The organism is Sphingopyxis sp., from assembly GCF_035998905.1.
In the GTDB taxonomy this organism is placed as follows: domain Bacteria; phylum Pseudomonadota; class Alphaproteobacteria; order Sphingomonadales; family Sphingomonadaceae; genus Sphingopyxis.
This window is the reverse complement of sequence record NZ_DASYHG010000015.1, coordinates 13,077-32,587: the sequence shown is the minus strand read 5'-3', so window position 1 is coordinate 32,587 and position 19,511 is coordinate 13,077. Positions and strand designations below refer to the sequence as shown.

The following is a 19,511-nucleotide window of genomic DNA, read 5'->3' as shown; positions in this document are numbered from 1 at the left end:
CGTTTAGGCCCGTGGCAACGGAATCATCGACAAGGGTGCATGGACATGGATTTTTCGCGGTTGCAGGCTTCGAGCAAGATCGGTGACGACTGGGTCTATCCGCAGCCGCCGTGCCTGAACTTCGGCTGGCTTGAAGTCGATCGCGACCCGGCGCATCGCATTTACTGGGAGGAATATGGCAATCCCGACGGTGAGCCGGTGATGTTCCTGCACGGTGGGCCGGGCGGGGCGTGCGCGCCGGTCATGGCACGCTTTTTCGATCCGAAGCGCTATCGCGTCATCCTGTTCGACCAGCGCGGGTGCGGGAAGAGCGAGCCGACGGTGGCGTCGGCGGGCCCTGCGGTCGCGCTCGCCAAGAATACGACCGCCGACCTGATCGGCGATATCGAGAAATTGCGCGAGGAGCTGGAAATCGGCGGGCCGATGCACGTGTTCGGGGGGAGTTGGGGGAGCACGCTCGCGATGGCCTATGCCATCGCGCACCCCGAACATACCGCAAGCCTGATCCTGCGCGGCATCTTCCTCGGCGCGCCCGAGGATCTGCTTTACCTCTATCAGGGCAATGCCGCGACATGGGGTGAGGATCCGTACGGGCTGACCGAACCCGGCGCCTATATGAAATATCCCGATGAATGGGCCGAGCTGTTGTCGGTGCTGACGCCGGCCGAGCGCGGCGACGTGATGAAATCGTACAAGGCGATTTTCGACATGGTGCCTGCCAACGACGCCGAGAAGGAGCGCCAGCTCAAGGCCGCGCTGACCTGGTCGTTGTGGGAGGGCGTGATCTCGAACATGATTCCCGAGACCGCCGATACGGGCAAGTTCGGCGAGGCCGATTTCGCGTTGAGCTTTGCGCAGATCGAGGCGCATTATTTCGCGAACGCGCTGTTCATCCCCGCGGGACATTTCTTCGATAATATTGCGACGCTTGCCGGCATCCCGATCCATATCGTGCACGGGCGTTTCGACGAGGTGTGTCCGCTGACGCAGGCGTCGCGGCTGGTCGCGGCGCTGCGCGATGCGGGGTCGGAGCCCGCGACCTATGTCGTCACCAACGCCGGGCACAGCGCGATGGAGCGCGAGAATGCCCTCGCGCTCACCGCGATCATGGACGGGCTACCGCGTCTTAAAGTTTGAAATTCGGCACCGGCCCGCTCCCCCGCCCGGCCTCCCCAACGATAGTAGCCTAGGGGAGGCCGGGCGGGGGAGCGGGCCGGTGCCGCTGCCGGTTTTTAGGGCGTCGCCCCCAGGGTCGGCGCCTCCAGATCGAGCTTGTCGGCCGGGATGACGACGAGGTCGGGGCGGAGCGCACGGAGCTTGTCGATGAACTTGGCGGAGTCGCCGACGACGATCAGCGATGCATTTTCGGGCGTGACATTCTTCGCCGCGATCGCGTTCGCGGCCTCGGGCGTCACCGCGGCGAGCCGCGCGGCGTAATCGAGCGCGTCGGCGGGTTGGAGCCCCTGGAGGATCAGCCCCGCGACGATCGCGCCATATCCGCCGCCGGTTTCCTGCTGGCGGCCATAGGCGCCCTCGAGGAAAGCGCGGCGCTTGGCGAGCGCGTCGGCGGTGATCGGTTCGGCGCCGAGGCGCTTGAACTCGTTCAGGAAGATTTCGGCGACCTCGGTCGCGGTTTCGTTCTTCGTCTGCGCGCTGGCGCTCAAAAGCGCGGTGTCGGCGCGCGCGGGCATCGAGCTGTACGCGCCGTAGCTCAGCGCGCGCTTGCTGCGCACCTCGTTGAAGAGGCGCCCGTTCGAGCCGACGCCGAGCACCGAATTGGCGAGGAGGAGCGAGGGGTAGTTGGCGTCGGCGCGGCTGACCCCGCGCACCGCGGCGAGCACCGCCGCCTGCCCCGCGCCGGGGAGGTCGACGACGATCGTGCGCGGCGGCAGCGCGGCGCCCGCGCGCGATTTGGGAAGGGCGGGGGCGCGGCCTTCGGGCTTCCAGTCGCCGAACAGGCGCTTTGCGAGCGCGGCGCCCGCGGCGGGTTCGATCCCGCCGGTGACGACGACCGACATGTTCGCGGGATGCCACCAGGCGCGGCGATAGGCGACGAGGTCGTCGCGGGTGATCGCGGCGAGGCTTTTCATCGTGCCGCCGGCTTGCCCGCCATAGGGGGCGGTGCCGTAGAGCAACGGCTGCGCGACCATCGCGGCGATCGCGCCGGGATTGTTGAGCGCGACGCGGAGGCCGTCGGTCATGCGCTTGCGTTCGAGGTCGAATTCGGCCTGCGGGTAGCTGGCGTTGCGGATCACGTCGGCGAGGATAGTGCCGACTGCATCGAGGTTCGCCGCGGGCGCGGTGACCGAAAAGATGCTGCCGTCGGGGCTGGCGCCCGCGTTGATCGACGCGCCGAGGCTTTCGAGCGCGGCGGCGATGTCTTCGGCCGAGCGGGTGGCGGTACCCTTGGCGGCGAGGTCGGCGGCCATGGTGGCGACGCCGGCGCGGCCCTTCGGATCGGTCGACGCGCCGCCGCCGATCACGACGCTGAGCGTCGCGAGCGGGACGCTGCCGGTCTTGACCGCGACGACGCGGATGCCGTTGGAAAGGCGGCTTTCGGCGATTTTCGGCGGGGTGACCGCGGGCGCGGCGGCCGGTGCGGGGGGCGCTTGCCGCGCACCCTCGGCGGCAAGCTCGTTGGGCGTGCCGGTTGCGGCGGGGACGCTCGGGAAAACGGGCATTGGCTTGGGGTTCGCCCAGCTTTTGGGGTCGCCGTCGCCCGCGGCGTAGCGCAATTCGACGCGCGCCTTGGGGTCGAGATATTGCTTCGCGACGCGCGCGACATCGGCCTTGGTCACGGCGGCGATCGCGTCGAGGCGCTTGTTCGCGGCGGCGGGATCGCCGGTGAGGACGAGCGCCTCGCCGAGTTCGAAGGCGCGGCCCGAGAAGGTCTCGCGTTCCTCGAGCGTCGAGGCGAGCAGCTCGGTCTTCGCCTCGGTGAGTTCGGCGTCGGAGACTTCGGCCGATGCGATGCCCGTCAGCACCGTATCGAGCGCGGCGGCGACTTTCTCGGGATCCTGCCCGTCGCTGAGAATCGCGAAGGGGGTGAGGCCGCCCGCTTCCTCGGTGAAATCGACGCTCGCGTCGATCTGGCTCGCCATGCCGGTGCGTACGAGCGCCTTGTGCAGCCGCGAATTCTCGCCGCTCGACAGGATCGCGTTCATCACCTCGAGCGCGGCGGTGTCGGGGTGGCCGGCGCCGGGCACCTTGTAGATCGCACCGACCGCGGGCAGCGGGACATTGGGGCCGGTCGCATTGACGCGGCGCGGCGCCATCGGCGGTTCGGTGCCGGGAATCGCGAGCGGGATCGGCTTCGCGCGCTTGGGGATCGCGCCGAAATAATTGTCGACGAGCGACTGGAGCCGCGCCTCGTCGAAATTGCCCGCCACGATCAGCGTCGCGGTGTCGGGGCCGTAGAAAGCCTCATGGAATGCGCGCGCGTCATCGAGCGTCGCGGCGTCGAGGTCGGCGATCGTGCCGATCACCGGGCGGCGGTGCGGCAGCACGTCGAAGGTGTTTTCACTGAGGGCAAAGAAGAAGAGGCGGCCGTAGGGCGGCGCGAGGACGCGCAGGCGCAGTTCCTCTTTCACGACATTGCGTTCGGTCTCGAACACCTCCTTGTCGACGACGGGGCGTGCCATGCGCTCGGCGTGCGTCCACAGCATCGTTTCGAGATATTGCGCGGGGACGGTTTCGTAATAGTTGGTGCGGTCGAAGCTGGTCGAGGCGTTGCGCACCCCGCCGACATCCTCGGTCAGCCGGTTGATCATGTTGTACGGCATGTTCACGGTCTTGCGGCTGAGGATATGTTCGAACAGGTGCGCGAAACCCGAGCGCTTTTCGGGATCGTGCTTCGACCCGACGTCGTACCAGACCGACACCATGACATTGGGGGTCGAATTATCCTGCAGCGAAAGGACGCGCAGGCCGTTGGCGAGGATGCGTTCCTTGTACGCGATCGGCGGCACCTGCGCGGCGGCGCCCGCGGGTTTCGCGGGGGTTTGGGCGTCGGCGGTGACAGCGGCGGCGAGCGCGAGCGTCGCGGCGCCCAGCAACGGAAAGACTTTCATGAAGATGCCCCTTCGAAATTTGAGCCGGAAAACCGGTCGATGGGGGAATTTTGCAAGCGCGGGGGCGATGTCAACAGCTGTTCTACGAAGCGCCGACGGGGCGGGGATGACGGGCGTCGGCGGGCGCGATGTGGCGGTGCCGCGTGCCGTGAAGACCTGTTTCTCCGTCCTGAGCGGCGTCAAGCGGCGGCTACCGACCGGTTGCGGCCGTTTCGGTTCTTATAACTTCGTCATTCCCGCGGAAGCGGGAACCCAGTGTGGGGTCAGCCTACGCACGCTCTGGGTCCCCGCTTTCGCGGGGATGACGAATATTGGGTGTGACAGCTCACCACCCCAAAACCGTCACCGGCCGGGTTCGCCGAAATCCCGATTGACCGCGGCTCAATTCGATATAAATATGATATCATCATTATATCGAGTGATTCGGAGGGAAACATGGTCGAGACAGGGACACCGGCGCTGAACCGCAGTCGCGAGACGCGCGCCGCCACGCAGAGCGGTTATCTGATGCTCTTCATCTGGTTGCTGCTGCTCGGGCTCGCGGCGTGGGCGGGGATCACCAACGCCAACGCCGAATATATGGTCGCGTGGAAATGGATCGTCGTCGTCGCCTCGGCGATCGTCGGCCTGCTGATCCTTTGCGGCTTCTACCTGATCAACCCGAACGAGGCGGCGGCGATCCAGCTGTTCGGCGCGTATAAGGGCACCGACCGCGAAGAGGGGCTGCGCTGGGTCCTGCCGTGGCTGACGCGCAAGAAGATCGCGGTGCGCGCGAACAACGTGATTTCGGACAAGATCAAGGTCAACGACCTGCGCGGCAATCCGATCGAGATGGCGGCGCAGGTCGTATGGCGCGTCACCGACACCGCGCAGGCGCTGTTCGACGTCGACGATTACAAGGAATTCGTGATGGCGCAGATCGAGGCCGCGGTGCGCTCGATCGGCTCGCGCTACCCTTATGACGATATCGAGCATCAGGAAGTCACGCTGCGCGGCAATCATGACGAGGTCGGGGTCGAACTGCGCAAGGCGCTGATCGAACGGCTCGAAGTCGCGGGGATCACCGTCGACGAATGCGGCCTGACGCACCTCGCCTATGCACAGGAAATCGCGGGCGCGATGCTGCGCCGCCAGCAGGCCGAAGCGGTGATCGCGGCGCGCAAGAAGCTGGTCGAAGGCGCGGTGACGATGGTCGAAATGGCGCTCCAGCACCTGTCCGAGAAGAATGTCGTCAACCTCGACGACGAGCGCAAGGCGGCGATGGTGTCGAACCTGATGGTCGTCCTGTGCGGCGAACGCGATACGCAGCCCGTCGTCAACACCGGCTCGCTCTACTGAGGCCGGACGATGGCTGTGCAGTCCAAGAAGGCCTTTGCCCTCCGCCTCGATCCCGCGCTCTACGCGGCGATCGAGCGGCTGGCGGCGGCCGAGCTGCGCAGCGCCAATGCCGAGATCGAGATATTGCTTCGCGAGGCGCTTGGGCGGCGGGGCGTGAATGTCGGGCAATCCGAAGCGCCCAAGCGCGGGCGGCCCCCGAAAGAGGAAAGCTGATCATGCTGCACCTGTTCATGCGCAAGGGGCCCTGGTTTCGCGCCAAGCGCCGCGGCTATGGCACCGGCCTGCCGATGGTCTGGGAGGGCTGGTTCTTCCTCGCGCTCCATATTGCGATGATCACGGGGCTGGCGACGGTGCTGCAGGGCCGGCCGGTGGCGATGACGATCGCGGTCGTGCTGGCGGGGCTGGCCCCGATGCCGATCTATCGCGCCAAGACCGAGGGCGGGTGGCGCTGGCGATAGGTCCGCGCGACATTATTTGGGGATAGCTGTCGATAGCGGCCCTGCTCCGCTTGCCCCCGACTCACTAGATGGTTAAGGCCGGTCTCTATGACCGCCGCCACCGCTCCCGTCCGTATTGCCCCCTCGATCCTCAGCGCCGATTTCGCGCGCCTTGGCGAAGAGGTGCGCGCGATCGAGGCCGCTGGCGCCGACTGGGTCCATATCGACGTGATGGACGGCCATTATGTCCCGAACCTCACGATCGGCCCGATGGTGGTGAAGGCGCTGCGCCCGCACTCGACCTTGCCCTTCGACGTCCATCTGATGATCTCGCCCGTCGATCATTTCCTCGACGCCTTCGCTGAGGCGGGCGCCGATATCATCACCGTCCATCCCGAGGCCGGGCCGCACATCCACCGCACCGTCCAGCACATCAAGTCGCTCGGCAAGCAGGCGGGCGTGTCGCTCAATCCCGCGACCCCGGCAAAGATGCTCGACTATCTGATCGACGACATCGACCTGGTGCTGATCATGAGTGTGAACCCCGGCTTCGGCGGGCAGAGCTTCATTTCGAGCCAGCTCCGCAAGATCGAGGCGGTGCGGAAGATGATCGAGAAATCGGGCCGCGACATCCGGCTGGAGGTCGACGGCGGCATCGACGCGGGCACGGCGCCGCTGGCGATCGATGCGGGGGCCGACGTGCTCGTCGCGGGCACCGCGACCTTCAAGGGCGGACCCGACGCTTATGCCGACAATATCCGGCGTTTGCGCGGGGCCTGATCGATGAAGGGGAGGCCATTGACATCTGCCCCCGCCGACACACCGCTCGACTCCGGTGACGAGGCCGCGCCGATCGACGACACGATCGAGCCCGGCAAAAGGCTGATCCGCCTTCCCGCCGACAAGGGGCTTTCGCTCGGCGACCGCGTCGCCAATGCGATCACGCGGCTGACCTGGCGCACCCCGCTCCACGCCTTCCGCCTGAAGGGACGCTTCCCGCTCAAGCTGCTCGGCGTGCCGACCGATCCCGTGCCGGGCGACGCGCGCGCGGGCACCGCGATCCGCGCCGGACATTTCCTCCACCGCGGATTGAAGCTGCCGCTCGGCGAGCTCGACTTCGCCTCACTCGCGGTGGCGCCAGCCTTTGCCGACTATCTGCACAGCTTCGCCTGGCTGCGCGACCTCGCCGCGACCGGTTCGCGCGCCGACGGCGCCCCGATCGCCGAAGCGGTCGTGCGCCACTGGCTCGGCACGCATGGCGAGACGGTGAGCGAACCCGCGTGGAAGGCCGACAATACCGCCTGGCGCATATTGTTCTGGGCGTGCCACGCGCCGCTCATCCTGTCGTCGAGCGACCTTGTCTATCGTTCGGCGGTGCTCAACCATCTCGCGCGCGCGGCGCGCCACCTCGACCGCGTCGCCGACAAGACGCGGCCGGGCACCGGCCAGATGGTCGCGTGGGTCGGGATCGTCGCCGCGTCGCTGCTGATGCCCGGCGGCGAACCGCGGCAGGTGTTCGGCGAGGCGGGCCTGCGCAAGGTGCTGGAGACGAGTTTCTACGCCGACGGCGGCAATATCTCGCGCTCGCCGCAGGCGCAGCTCGACGCGATCATGGCGCTGTCGATGCTCGCGAAAATATACGACATGCGCCGCATGGAGGTGCCGCCGTTCGTGCAGGAAGTGCTCGCGCGCACGGTGCCCGCGCTGCTCGGCCTGACCCACAGCGACGGCGGGATGGGGAGCTGGCAGGGTAGCGGCGCGACGTCGGCCGCCACGATCCAGGCGATCGTCGCGGCGAGCGGCATCCGCACGCGCCCGCTCAAGCAGGCGCGCGACTGGGGGTACCAGCGGCTCGTCGCGAACAAGGTCGTGCTGCTCGCCGACGCGGCGCCGCCGCCCATCGCCCGCGTGACCGAGGCGGGCTGCGCCTCGACCCTCGCCTTTGAACTAAGCGACGGCGACGAGCGCATCGTCGTCAATTGCGGCGGCGCGGCGCTGACCGGCGCGACGATCCCCGCCGACCTCGCACGCGGGCTGCGCACGACCGCGGCGCATTCGACGCTGACGCTCGGCGACAGCAATTCGACCGCGATCCTGCCCAATGGCTCGCTCGGCAAGGGCGTGACCGAGGTCGAACTCGACCGGCGCGAGACGCCGCAGGGCAGCCGGGTCGAGATGAGCCACGACGGCTATGCGCGGCGCCATGGCCTGATCCACCGCCGCCTGCTGATCCTCTCGCCCAACGGGCGCGAGCTGCGCGGCGAGGATATGCTGCTTCCCGCCCCGCGCACGCGGCGCAAGGGCGACAAGGGGTTCACGCTACGCTTCCACCTCGGCCCGCATATCTCGGCGAGCCTGACCGCCGACAAGCTCGGCGCGCTGCTCCGCATCAACGGCGGCCCGCTGTGGCAGTTTCGCACGTCCGAAGGCGGGCTCGACATCGAACCGAGCCTGTGGGTCGACGGCGAAGGCCGGCCGCACCCGACCGAACAGATCGTCGTCACCGGCACCGCGCCCGCGGGCGGCGCGAGCATCGGCTGGATTTTCAAGCATATCGGATAGGTGCCCGCTTTAGACCGGTTGCGGCCGTCTCATTCTTCGTCACCCCGGACTTGACCCGGGGTCCATGACTTCAGCGCCGCTATGGATCCCGGATCAAGTCCGGGATGACGAATGAGGGCGAGAGAGCGTCCGCTCACCACCCCAATGGCGACACGCAACGCATATATTTCCAGCAGCCGACGCCCAAGGGACTGAGCGTCGGCTGTCGGAACCCTCTTAAAAGGCGTAGCGCGCCATCAGCTGGAAGACCGGACCGGCCTTTTCGCTTTCGAGTTCATATTCGTCGAAGCTGCGGTCCTTCTGGTCGGCGATCGTCGTGAATTTGTTGAACGTCTCGCGCTTCGCGCCATTCAGCAGGTTCGAGCCCACCGCGCGGATCGTGAAGCTCTTGCCGAACCGCTTTTCGACGAAGATTTCGAGATCGGCGCCATAGCTGGTGAAAACCTCCTCGCCGACGGTGCGGTCGAAGGCACCGCCCTGCTTGCGATAGGTCGCGCCGAACGCGGCGCCGATCGACGGAATGTCCTGGATCGCGCCGAAGTTGTAGACATATTTGCTCTGGCCGTTGAAGCGGCGCTCGCCGAATTCGTCGACGATCTTGCTGTCGAGCCACGAGACATTGCCGAACACGCCGGTGTCGGGCAGGCCAATGAAACCAAGGTCGGTCGACAGGTCGAACTCGACGCCCCACACCTTGCCGTCGCCGATATTCTGCGGCTGGTAGGTGAAGGCGCCCGGACGGCCGACGATCGGTCCGGTGTTGGTCAGCTCGATCAGGTCCTCGACCTTGCGGTAGAAGACATTGATCCCCGCGATGCCCGAACGGCCGAGGCGGTGCTCATACCCGAGGTCGAAGCCCCACGCGGTTTCGGGATCGAGCAGCGGATTGCCGAGCAGGTCGTTGTCGCCGAGTTCTTCCTCGAGCGTCGCGGGCGAGAGGAAATTGAATTCGGGGCGCCGGCTGGTGCGGGCGACCGAGGCGGTGACGCGGCCGCGCGCGCCGACGTCGATCTTCACCGATGCCGAGGGGAGCAGCTTTTCATAGTCATTGTCGATGCGCGTCCCGGGCGGGGTCAGGTCGTCGATGGTCAGGTCGGTCGTTTCGTAACGCACGCCCGCTTCCCACTTCACGCCGGGCATATCGCCCTCGATCAGCACGAAGCCGTCGAGGCGCTTTTCCTCGATCGTGTTGATCCCGCCGACGGCGGGCACGAAGGCGCCGAAGGTACGAACGAACTCGGTCGGATTGCGTGAAAACTGGTCGTAACCCTGACGATTGGCGGCGGTCAGGTTGTAGCGGTCGCGCGGCGCTTCGGTGATCGAGGTGTCGCGGTCCTTGTCCTGCCACAGGCCACCGAAGAGCAGCTTGGTATTCTCGCCCAGCTCAAACTCATGTTCCAGCCGAACCGAAAATTCCTTGTCGGTGATGCCGGTGCGCGTCTGGTCGCCGGTGAAGCGCGGCAGCGCGCGGTCGAATTCGACCTCATATTCGGTTTCGAACCGGTCTTCGTCGAACCAGGCGTAACCGATCTTCAGGCTCGTCTCGCCCGCCGACCAGCGGTGCGCGAGCTTGCCGTTGACGCTGTAATTATCCTGATTGATCTTCGCGACATTGGCGTTGTCGACGGTCAGATTGCCCGGCGGCGTCGCGCGGACCGGACCGTTGATGTTCGTCGGGTGATTATATTCGAAGCTGCGCTCGGTCTCGGTGCGATCGGTGTGGACGTAAAAACCGCTCAACGAGAAATCGGTCGTGTCGCCCTTGATGTCGTAGGTCGCGTTGAACGAATAATCCTTGCCGTCGCGCGTATCGGTCTGGTCTTCGCGATTGTCGAAGTCGTCGGTCGCGAAGTTCGGATTATTCTCGGGCGAATCGCTGTAGCGCAGCGAATATTTCTTTTTGGGGTTGTGGCGGCCCTGGAAATTGCCGCCGATGAGGAAGCGGCCCGGGCCGAGCGCGCCGCCGAACACGCCGCCGATGCTGGGTTCGAGTTCCTTGTCGTCATAATAGAGGCCGCCCGCGCGCAGATAACCGCCGTCGAGTTCATAACCGTCGCGTAGCTTGATGTTGAGCGTGCCCGCGACCGCGTCGCCGGTGCGGCGCGCCGACGATGAGCGGACGATCTCGACGCGGTCGATCAGCTCGGCGGGGATGCGGTCGAGGAAGAAGCTGCGGTCGGCGTTCGATCCGGGGACTTTCTCGCCGTTGATCAGGATCTGGGTATAGCCGGGAGGCAGGCCGCGGAGGCGCGCGCCGTCGCTTTCGATGACGTCCGACAGGAAGGTGACCGACGGCACGCGCTTCAGCGCGTCGCCCGCGGTCAGCGGTTCGAAGCGCTGGAAATATTCGCTGTCGTAGCTGATGACGGGTTCGGCCTGGTCTTCGCTACGGTTGCGATATCCCACGCTGCCGAGGACGACGATGTCGCGCGCCGAGGTGATCGTGCCGTCGCCGCTTTCGTCGACGATCGGCGCGACGTCCTGCGCGGCGGCGGGGACGGCGACCAGCGCCGTGGCGATGGCGAGCGCGGCGGCGTTATGCAGGCTGAAACGTCGAATCATCTTGTCGTACCCCCTTGTTGGTTGCCGGGCCTCTAGGGGGGACGTGTGACAGTTTGCGGCGACGGACATGACGCTTTGATGACAGTTAAGTGACGGAAATATTGTGGGATTGACGCCGGACGTCTTTGCTGGAACGGGGCGCGCCAGCTGCGCGATACGCAATCGAAAACAGGGGAAATCGACATGGCCGCAAACGGAAAATGGAAGCTGCTGACTTCGCTCGTTTTTGCATCGACGCTTGCGGGATGCGCGGCAAAGGAACCCATATTCTTCGGCCTGCCGCCCGTTCAGGTGACCGCGAGCGGCGAAACCGAACCCGTCGGGACCGGACGCGCCGATGCTGCCGACGATCCGGCGATCTGGGTCGATCCCGCCAATCCGAACCGCGCGCTGATCGTCGCGACCGACAAGAAGGCGGGGCTGCACGTCTATGACCTTGCCGGCAAGGATATCGCCTTCACCAAGGCGGGCCTGGTCAACAATGTCGACGTTGCGGGCAACATCATCGTCGCGAGCGATCGCAACGACGGAGTGAACGCGCATCTCGCAGTATTCCGCCTCGACGCCGACAAGCCCGCGATCGTCGCGCTCGGGCGCGCGGCGGCGGGCACGGGCGAAGCCTATGGCCTTTGCCTCAAGAAGACCGCGCCGGGCGCGCCGATCACCGCGGCGCTGATCGTCAAGGACGGCACGGTGCGTGTCGGCGCGCTGACGGTCGACGGCGCGACGCCGAACTTTGCCGTCCAGTGGGAATATAGGATTCCGACGCAGTCCGAAGGCTGCGTCTTCGACGGCGACACGCTCTATGTCGGCGAGGAGGATGCGGGAATCTGGCAGCTCGTCCCGAACGGCAACACCGCGACCGCGCGCCTCGTCGCGCCGGTCGACAACCAGCGCCTCGTCGCCGACGTCGAAGGCCTTGCGACGATCGACCACAAGGGACAGCGCTACCTGATCGCGTCGAGCCAGGGCGACAATAGCTATGCGGTCTTCCGCCTGCCCGGCGTGGAGTATGTCGGACGTTTTGCGGTCGCGGCGGGCGCGTTCGGCGCTACGAGCGAGACCGACGGGATCGAAGCGGTCGCGGGCAATTTCGGGCCCGACTATCCGGACGGCATCTTCCTTGCGCAGGACGGCGACAACGCGCCCAAGGCGCAGAACTTCAAACTGGTGCGCTGGGACCGGATCGCCGCGGCGCTGGGATTGTAAGCCCCGAGTGACCCGATAAGCCGTGTGCACCCGCGACGGCGGGTGCCCATCTTCCGCAGGCGCTGCCTTGAACCCACGGGAGATGGGCCCCCGCCTTCGCGGGGATACGGTGCTTTTCTGCGCCAACGCGGCTTGCGATAGCGGGCGCACCCGCCTAGGGGGGCCGCGTCTTTCCCATCCTCAAAGGCCGCCCTTCCCATGACCGACCTGATTCCCGTCCGCCGCGCCCTCCTGTCCGTCAGCGACAAGGCGGGGCTCGCCGAGCTTGCTGCCGCGCTCGTCCGCCACGGGGTCGAGCTGGTTTCGACCGGCGGCACCGCGAAGGCGCTGCGCGAGGCGGGGCATACCGTCCTCGACGTCTCCGACCTCACCGGCTTTCCCGAAATGATGGACGGCCGCGTCAAGACGCTCCATCCGACGGTTCATGGCGGCATTCTCGCCGTCCGTGACGATGCGGCGCATGTCGCGTCGATGGAGGAACATGGCATCGGCGCGATCGATCTGGTGGTCGTCAACCTCTACCCCTTCGCCGCAACCGTCGCGAAGGGCGCGGCGCGCGACGAGATCATCGAGAATATCGACATCGGCGGCCCCGCGATGGTGCGCTCGTCGGCGAAGAACCACGCCTTCGTGAACATCGTCACCGAGCCCGAAGATTATGCCGCGGTCATTGCCGAGATGGATGCCAACGGCGGCGCGACGACGCTCGCCTTGCGCAAGCGCCTTGCCGCGACGGCGTTTGCGCACACCGCGACCTATGACGGGATGATCGCGAGCTGGTTCGCCTTTGCCGATCAGGGCAAGCTCTTCCCCGACACGCTGCCGCTGACCGCGAAGCTCGCGACCGAGCTGCGTTATGGCGAGAACCCGCACCAGAAGGCGGCGCTTTACCTGCCCGCAGGCCCCGCGGCGCGCGGTATCGCGCAGGCCGAGCAGGTGCAGGGCAAGGAGCTCAGCTATAACAATATCAACGACGCCGACGCCGCGCTCGAACTCGTCGCCGAATTCCGCGAGGCCGATCCGACGTGCGTCATCGTCAAGCACGCCAACCCGTGCGGCGTCGCAACCGCCGCGACGATCGCCGAAGCTTATGACGCGGCGCTGAAATGCGACGATGTGTCGGCGTTCGGCGGCATCATCGCGGTCAACCGGCCGCTCGACGGGCCGACCGCCGAGGCGATCAGCGGCATCTTCACCGAGGTCGTGTGCGCGCCCGACGCCGACGCCGATGCGCGCGCGGTGTTTGCGAAGAAGAAGAATCTCCGCCTGCTGCTGACGGGCGAGCTGCCCGATCCGGCGCGCGGCGGGCTGATGATGAAGACGATTGCCGGCGGCTGGCTCGCGCAGAGCCGCGACAATGGCCGGATCACGCGCGCCGACCTCAAGGTCGTCACCGACCGCGCGCCCACCGAGGACGAGCTGGCCGACGCGCTGTTCGCGTGGACGATCGCCAAGCATGTGAAGTCGAACGCGATCGTCTATGCCAAGGGCGGGTCGACCGCGGGCATCGGTGCGGGGCAGATGAACCGCCGCGACAGCGCGCGTATCGCCGCGGTGAAGGCGCGCGAAGCCGCTGAAACGCATGGCTGGGCCAGCCCGCGCACCGTCGGCAGCGCCGTCGCCAGCGACGCCTTCTTCCCCTTCGCCGACGGGCTGCTCGCGGCGGTCGAGGCGGGCGCGACCTGCGTGATCCAGCCGGGCGGCTCGATCCGCGACGACGAGGTGATCGCGGCGGCGAACAAAGCGGGGCTTGCGATGGTGTTCACCGGGATGCGCCACTTCCGCCACTGACCGGCTCGACTTCGGTCGAACCGAACGGCATAGAGTCGCGGCGCACCTCGCGCACCGAAGGACCAGCATGACCGCCAAACCGCGTAACAAGTCCATGATCCAGAACCTTTATAACTGGACCATGGAGAAATCCGCGCATCCGCACGCCGAGTTCTGGCTGGCGCTGGTGTCCTTCGTCGAAGCGAGCTTCTTTCCGATCCCGCCGCACCCGCTGCTTGGGCTGATGTGCCTTGCGAACCCCAAAAAGGCGGTGCGCTATGCGATCATCTGCACGCTTGCGTCGGTCGCGGGCGGGGTGCTCGGCTATGGGATCGGTTTCTTCCTTTATGAAAGCGTCGGGCTGTGGCTGCTCGGCGTGCTCGGGCTGACCGACGCCTTCCCGCCGGCCGCCTGTTACCTGCGCGAATTCGGCGCCGAGATCATCCTGATCAAGGGCGCGACGCCGATCCCGTTCAAGCTGCTGACGATCACCGCCGGCTTCATCCACATGAGTTTCTGGACCTTCCTGTGGGCGAGCCTCGCCAGCCGGGCCTTTTCCTTCATGCTCGTCGGAATCCTGTTCCAGCTGTTCGGCGCGCCGATCAAGGCGTTCATCGACAAATATCTGATCTGGGTGACCGGCGCGTTCCTGGTCGCGGTGGTCGCGGGCTTCCTCGCGATCGGCGCGCTGTCGGGCGACGGCCAGAGCAAGGAAGCCGACAAGTGCAGCGGCGCGACGCTGGAGAGCATCGGGCTGGACCGGAAGTAGGCAGCTGTGCCCCTGCGAAGGCAGGGGCCCATCACCGGAGCTATGTATTTTCGCTGGAGGCGTATATAGGAGTGCTATAGGGTTGAAAAGGCTAGTTTTTTATAGCCACTCCCTATGCTATCTTTTCCCCAATTACGCGGCAATTTCCGCCACGGTGATTGCCGGGTGATTGCTGGAAACGCCGTATTGGGAGACCAATTTATGGCAAGCGGAAAGATCACAAAACGGTCGGTCGATGCTCTCATTTCGAGCGGGCAACATGACATTCTTTGGGATGATAGCATAAAGGGTTTTGGCGCAAAGCGAACCAAAGCTGGCGCCGTGTCTTACGTGTTGCAATTCCGAATGGGCGGTCGCGAATCTAAGACGCGTCGCTACACGATAGGCAGCCATGGCTCGCCATGGACGCCAGCCACCGCCAGAGCCGAAGCGGAGCGACTGGCTATTCTGATCGCCCAGGGAATCGATCCAGGCGAAGCAGAGCGGCAACGACGGCGAGAGTCGGTCGATCTAGCCTTCGATAATTACTCTGATCGCTTCGCTGAGGCCTGCGTTGGAGAAGGCTGGAGGCGCCTCGTCAAGCGCAGCCTCGAGCTGCATGTAAAGCCGGTCTTGGGATCAAAGCCCCTTCCCAATCTTACGCGAATCGACATCGTTGCCGTCTTCGACCGCATGCCGCGCGCGCAGATCGCAAATATCCGTAACGTCTTCGCTGTTTTGCGCCGCCTTTTGCGCTGGGCCGTCAGCCGGGGAGATATCGATCGGAGTCCGATGGAAGGCATGGAAACCCCGCCCCCGGTCAAACCTCGCGATCGCTGGCTTTCAGACGAGGAGCTTGGCCGCATCTGGATGGCGGCGCCAAACACGCATTCCTGTTTCGGACCCATCATCCGCCTTCTGATCGTCACCGGTCAGCGACGAGAGGAGGTTTCGTCGCTGCGTTGGGAGGAACTCAACCGTAAAGATCTCCTATGGACCCTGCCCGGCGAACGGGCAAAGAATGGCGAGCCCAACCGAATTCCGCTCAACGAACTTGCAGTTGCGATCCTCGACGAGGTTGCCGGGTCGGCTATCTGGCCGCGTAGCGGCAGGATGTTCACGACCTCCAGGGGCGGAAGGTTCACCGGATATAGCAAAGGCAAGATCAAGCTCGACCTGCTTATGTCGCAAGACGGCCGCGAACCGTTACCGGACTGGCGACTGCATGACTTGAGACGAACTCTTGCAACCGGGTTTCAACGGCTAGGCGTTCGATTTGAAGTGACCGAAGCTGTGCTCAATCACGTCGGAGGTTCCCGCGCGGGCGTCGCCGGTATCTACCAGCGCCACGACTGGAAGGACGAGAAGCGCGAAGCAATGAAGAGTTGGAACGATCATCTGGCGGCGATCATTCGTTTGGCGAATATGGCGCGTGATCGCGCATGGTAAGCGCTTATAAAAAGACTTGCTGTCCACGATCGATTGCGCCGAACAAAATATGCAGAGTGAATCTGTCGATTTCCGTTGCGAACAGCTCTTGCAGCCGGATCCGTTCGCCAACGACTGACTCTTGCGTTCTTGCTGAATCAAGGGGGATATTCGCGGCGTGCGTAGCAGCGCCAAAGTTGGAGACAATTCGAGTGAACAAGAAGGATGAAATTTACGATCTTCTCGTTAGCCGAATGGTTGGCGCGCAATATAATTTTGGCCAGCGGCTGTCGGTCAAGGATCTTGTGAGCGATACCGGAGCGAGCCGCCAGCCGATCATGGCCGCGCTCAACCGTTTGAGTTCGGAAGGATTTGTTCGCATAATTCCGCAGGTCGGTTGCGAGGTGATAAATCCAAGCTATGACCAGATCGCAGATTTCTATATCATGTTTGAAAGGCTCGAGGGACTGCTGACGGAACTGGCGGCAGCGCGTCGGACCGATTCGCAAACGCGCGATTTGCGCGCGCTGCAAGCACGTATTCTCACGATCGACTTTGACGAGCCGCGCAGCGCGGTAATTTATTGCGAACTCAACCGTGCCTTCCATCAGCTCATCCACGATATGGCTCAGTCGCCCTTTCTCGACGCGCGGCAGAACAGCAATTTTGACATGTCTGATTTCTTCATCAACCAAGCCGGTGGTTTCAATCATTTCATGGCCGATACCGCACGTGAACATGATGAAATCATTGAGGCGATCGCTTCCAAATCTCCTGCCCGCGCGCGCGGGCTGGCAGAATCACACATCGGTGTCCGCCGTCAGGGCCAATGGCACAGATTTGAGGTTGTGGTTTAAGGAGGATTTGGGCTTCGTCGTAGTGACGAAGGAACGAAGATGAAGCCCAAATCCTCCTTAAAAAAATCGCCGCCCAAGGCTCCCGCGGAGCGGGTGGTGAAGGACATCCGGCGTGCGACACGTCGGCACTTCTCGGCCGAAGACAAGATCCGGATCGTGCTGGAAGGCTTGCGCGGCGAGGACAGCATTGCCGAGCTGTGCCGCAAGGAAGGGATCGCCCAGAGCCTGTATTACACCTGGTCGAAGGAGTTCATGGAGGCCGGCAACTTCCATCCCGCATTGCATAATGAAGTGATCGCCATAGGGCGTGTAGCCGGCGCCATGCTCGCGCGCGTTCCCCATGACGCCGCCCCAGGCGGGCGCTGCCGGATCGATCCACAATTTGCTGCCGATCCGCTGCAGGTGGCGATAAAGCTGCATGTAGGAAACGCCCGGCTCGACCAGCGCATATCCATATTTTTCGTTGACTTCGATGATCCGGTTCATCCGTTTCAGATCGAGGACAAGATATCCGGATTTGCGGGGTGCCGGCCCGCCATATGCGAAGTTCCGTCCAGTCCCGATGGTCCAGATCGGCAATCGGAAGCTGTTGGCGATGGCAAGGATCCGCTGCACCTGTTCGACGCTTTCCGGAGCGACGGCGGCAGAAGGAAGCAGAGTGCCATCGGCAAGCGGCGAATACGCGTCGCGGTAAGTCGACAGCGGAAGCTCGTCGACGAAAACCCAGGTTTTGCCGACGACGCCTGCGAGTTCATCGAGGGCCCGTGAAAAGTCGGCCGCCGCAATTCCCTCGGGCAGCGGCGGCCTCACCGCGTTTCTCCGGCAAGCCGAAAGGCCCAGGTCACAAGTAGGCCGGGGCTATTCGAGGCGAGTGCACATTCCCCCGAAATGCACGCGGCCCGGCGCGGTGATGATTTGTGGCCGTCCAGCTCATCGCGAACTTTCTGCGCAACGACGGCGGGCCAAGTATATTGCGGGAGCGCGCCCAAGCCGGGGGCGGCGCCGATGCGGTGTGTCCAGCGGCCCGCCTCATAGGAATGTTCCCATCGAAGCAAAGGCTCCGCTCCACTCTCGATGAGCAACTGGGCCGCAATCATTGCAGCGGGGTCGGAGGTCAGGCCTGCAATCACCTGCGCGCCGCGGGGCCAGTCGCCAAGCAACTCATCCAGCCCGCTTCCGACATCCAGCGCGAGAGACTTTTTCGAAGACGATATGAGGGACGCGGCAAAACGCTCGCTTTCCTCAACCCTTGGCTGGCTGACGACGAGAACGGCCTCTTCGTCCGCCGCACTTCCTGACCGGAAGCGGGAGGCTCCAACCAGACCCGCGCAAAAAACCCCGGCGCCCAATAGCTCCCGGCGCATCAGCACTGCCGCCATCAAATTGTCCTTTCCGATTTATCCGCCTGCGCCAGAGGCATCACTTCTGCGCCCTTCAGTCCGGTCCATCGGCGATCGGCGGCCCGATGGATGCCGAACTGGTCGAGGACCCGATTTCGTCGATCGACGATGGCCGAGCGTAGAACGCCGGGACGGGTGGGAAAATTATCGCCCCCATTTCGGTACAGGCTGCCATGTTTCGAAGATGGGCAAGGTTCAGGGGCGTCTCTCGCACCATGAGCGTTAATGGACGACGCTCCTTGAGCATGACGTCGGCAGCTCGGGTGATCAGATTGTCGGAGAGCCCATTGGCGATCGCCGCAAGGGTGCGCATGGAGCAGGGCGCGACAATCATGCCGTCACAGAGAAACGATCCGCTCGCGATACTGGCGCCGACATTCCGTATGTTATGAACCACGTCCCTGCCGCCATATTCGCAATTCGTTAGTCGTCAGTGCTGGCGATTTGGTGCAGAGGGGGCAGAACGGCGGCGGTGCGCCGCCGCAAACGCGAGCGGCGCCAATTGGGGAAATCGGCTTGCTGACGATGAATGGCGTCGGCTATTTCAAATCTTTCAATGCTTCTATCGAGGAGGCATGTCTTCCGATCCGCTTTCGAGATTGCCTGACATTTTCGTCAGCAATGCGCGGACCGCGCGTATTTCACTCGGTGAAATCATATGGAGCAGCCGCGCGTAGATCATGTCGGCTTCGGCGCGCAGCTGGGGCAGGATTTCGATCGCTCGGGGTAAGAGATGAAGCTCCCAGACGCGCCGGTCGCCCTTGGCAGCGCGCCGTTCCGCGAGCGTCATTCTTTCCAGCTGGTCGACAACATGGCCAACGCTGGCACGCTCCAGTTCGAGCATTTGGCGAGATCGGTCTGGGTAATGCCCGGGGTCCGATAAATATAGACGAGCGCGCGCCACTGGGTTCGGGTCAATCCGAAGCGCGCCATTGAGGCGTCGAACAAGCGGCGAAGTTTGCGTGGCACTTCTTCGATGACAAAGACAAACTCGTCTGAGTCCGTCAGAAGACTTTTCCCGAGAGAAGCATCGCTGGTGCTGCGAAAGTCGACCATCGGCTGAAACTGTAAAGCCACTATCGGCATATGAACATGCTTTACTGTAAGATATGATACAGTATGATGCCTGA

General features: G+C 64.4%; 17 protein-coding genes and 2 pseudogenes. 12 read left to right on the top strand and 7 right to left on the bottom strand.

The annotated features are described in order from the left end of the window. The first annotated feature begins 45 nt into the window (after nucleotides 1–45). On the top strand, nucleotides 46–1,137 hold the full coding sequence (pip, locus tag VGN62_RS05605) for a prolyl aminopeptidase (RefSeq protein WP_327451696.1): 1,092 nt from the start codon (nucleotides 46–48) through the stop codon (nucleotides 1,135–1,137). A 95-nt stretch (nucleotides 1,138–1,232) separates the two neighbouring features. Here pip and VGN62_RS05600 read toward each other — a convergent pair whose 3' ends face one another. Continuing rightward, a complete protein-coding gene (locus tag VGN62_RS05600; RefSeq protein ID WP_327451695.1) occupies nucleotides 1,233–4,070 on the bottom strand; it encodes a pitrilysin family protein in 2,838 nt (945 codons plus the stop codon). A gap of 435 nt (nucleotides 4,071–4,505) precedes the next feature. Between VGN62_RS05600 and VGN62_RS05595 the strand changes: the two genes are divergently transcribed. The 5 genes from VGN62_RS05595 to VGN62_RS05575 all read left to right on the top strand — a co-directional run bounded on the left by VGN62_RS05595 (nucleotide 4,506) and on the right by VGN62_RS05575 (nucleotide 8,407). Further along, entirely contained in the window at nucleotides 4,506–5,408 is a 903-nt protein-coding gene (locus VGN62_RS05595; protein WP_327451694.1) for an SPFH domain-containing protein, read from the top strand. A 9-nt stretch (nucleotides 5,409–5,417) separates the two neighbouring features. Continuing rightward, nucleotides 5,418–5,621, top strand: coding sequence for a toxin-antitoxin system HicB family antitoxin (locus tag VGN62_RS05590; protein WP_327451692.1), 204 nt, complete (start codon nucleotides 5,418–5,420; stop codon nucleotides 5,619–5,621). Between the two features lie 2 nt (nucleotides 5,622–5,623). Beyond that, on the top strand, nucleotides 5,624–5,866 hold the full coding sequence (locus VGN62_RS05585) for a hypothetical protein (protein WP_327451691.1): 243 nt from the start codon (nucleotides 5,624–5,626) through the stop codon (nucleotides 5,864–5,866). Between the two features lie 87 nt (nucleotides 5,867–5,953). Then, on the top strand, nucleotides 5,954–6,625 hold the full coding sequence (rpe, locus tag VGN62_RS05580) for a ribulose-phosphate 3-epimerase (protein ID WP_327451690.1): 672 nt from the start codon (nucleotides 5,954–5,956) through the stop codon (nucleotides 6,623–6,625). A gap of 3 nt (nucleotides 6,626–6,628) precedes the next feature. Continuing rightward, nucleotides 6,629–8,407 (top strand): heparinase II/III family protein, encoded by a 1,779-nt coding sequence (locus VGN62_RS05575; RefSeq protein ID WP_327451689.1) that lies wholly within the window; start codon nucleotides 6,629–6,631, stop codon nucleotides 8,405–8,407. Between the two features lie 216 nt (nucleotides 8,408–8,623). On the opposite strand, the gene VGN62_RS05570 is transcribed toward VGN62_RS05575, so the two are convergent. After that, nucleotides 8,624–10,969: a TonB-dependent receptor plug domain-containing protein gene (locus tag VGN62_RS05570; RefSeq protein WP_327451688.1), complete on the bottom strand. Its 2,346-nt coding sequence runs from the start codon at nucleotides 10,967–10,969 to the stop codon at nucleotides 8,624–8,626. A 183-nt stretch (nucleotides 10,970–11,152) separates the two neighbouring features. On the opposite strand from VGN62_RS05570, the gene VGN62_RS05565 reads away from it, so the two are divergent. The 6 genes and pseudogenes from VGN62_RS05565 to VGN62_RS05540 form a co-directional block, all read left to right on the top strand. Then, on the top strand, nucleotides 11,153–12,178 hold the full coding sequence (locus VGN62_RS05565; protein WP_327451687.1) for a phytase: 1,026 nt from the start codon (nucleotides 11,153–11,155) through the stop codon (nucleotides 12,176–12,178). 198 nt (nucleotides 12,179–12,376) lie between these two features. Then, nucleotides 12,377–13,969, top strand: coding sequence for a bifunctional phosphoribosylaminoimidazolecarboxamide formyltransferase/IMP cyclohydrolase (gene purH / locus VGN62_RS05560; RefSeq protein ID WP_327451686.1), 1,593 nt, complete (start codon nucleotides 12,377–12,379; stop codon nucleotides 13,967–13,969). A gap of 94 nt (nucleotides 13,970–14,063) precedes the next feature. After that, nucleotides 14,064–14,717: a YqaA family protein gene (locus VGN62_RS05555; protein WP_327452287.1), complete on the top strand. Its 654-nt coding sequence runs from the start codon at nucleotides 14,064–14,066 to the stop codon at nucleotides 14,715–14,717. Nucleotides 14,718–14,831: 114 nt separating this feature from the next. Then, the gene (locus VGN62_RS05550; protein WP_231729164.1) at nucleotides 14,832–16,145 is read left to right on the top strand and encodes a tyrosine-type recombinase/integrase; all 1,314 of its coding nucleotides are present in this window, start codon (nucleotides 14,832–14,834) and stop codon (nucleotides 16,143–16,145) included. A 191-nt stretch (nucleotides 16,146–16,336) separates the two neighbouring features. Next, entirely contained in the window at nucleotides 16,337–16,981 is a 645-nt protein-coding gene (locus VGN62_RS05545; protein ID WP_293646756.1) for a GntR family transcriptional regulator, read from the top strand. Between the two features lie 39 nt (nucleotides 16,982–17,020). Continuing rightward, nucleotides 17,021–17,245: pseudogene (locus VGN62_RS05540) on the top strand (transposase); the annotation flags it as partial. 60 nt (nucleotides 17,246–17,305) lie between these two features. Here VGN62_RS05540 and VGN62_RS05535 read toward each other — a convergent pair. From VGN62_RS05535 to VGN62_RS05515, 5 genes and pseudogenes are all read right to left on the bottom strand, one after another. Continuing rightward, nucleotides 17,306–17,596, bottom strand: a pseudogene (locus tag VGN62_RS05535) (FAD-binding oxidoreductase); the annotation flags it as partial. A gap of 191 nt (nucleotides 17,597–17,787) precedes the next feature. Beyond that, nucleotides 17,788–18,360: a hypothetical protein gene (locus tag VGN62_RS05530; protein WP_052182497.1), complete on the bottom strand. Its 573-nt coding sequence runs from the start codon at nucleotides 18,358–18,360 to the stop codon at nucleotides 17,788–17,790. 55 nt (nucleotides 18,361–18,415) lie between these two features. Further along, nucleotides 18,416–18,778, bottom strand: coding sequence for a UbiX family flavin prenyltransferase (locus VGN62_RS05525; RefSeq protein WP_327451685.1), 363 nt, complete (start codon nucleotides 18,776–18,778; stop codon nucleotides 18,416–18,418). A 165-nt stretch (nucleotides 18,779–18,943) separates the two neighbouring features. Continuing rightward, the gene (locus VGN62_RS05520; protein WP_293646752.1) at nucleotides 18,944–19,171 is read right to left on the bottom strand and encodes a hypothetical protein; all 228 of its coding nucleotides are present in this window, start codon (nucleotides 19,169–19,171) and stop codon (nucleotides 18,944–18,946) included. Further along, a complete protein-coding gene (locus VGN62_RS05515; RefSeq protein WP_037557621.1) occupies nucleotides 19,168–19,467 on the bottom strand; it encodes a MarR family winged helix-turn-helix transcriptional regulator in 300 nt (99 codons plus the stop codon). Before VGN62_RS05515 ends, VGN62_RS05520 begins: the two co-directional genes overlap by 4 nt. Nucleotides 19,468–19,511: the final 44 nt, after the last annotated feature.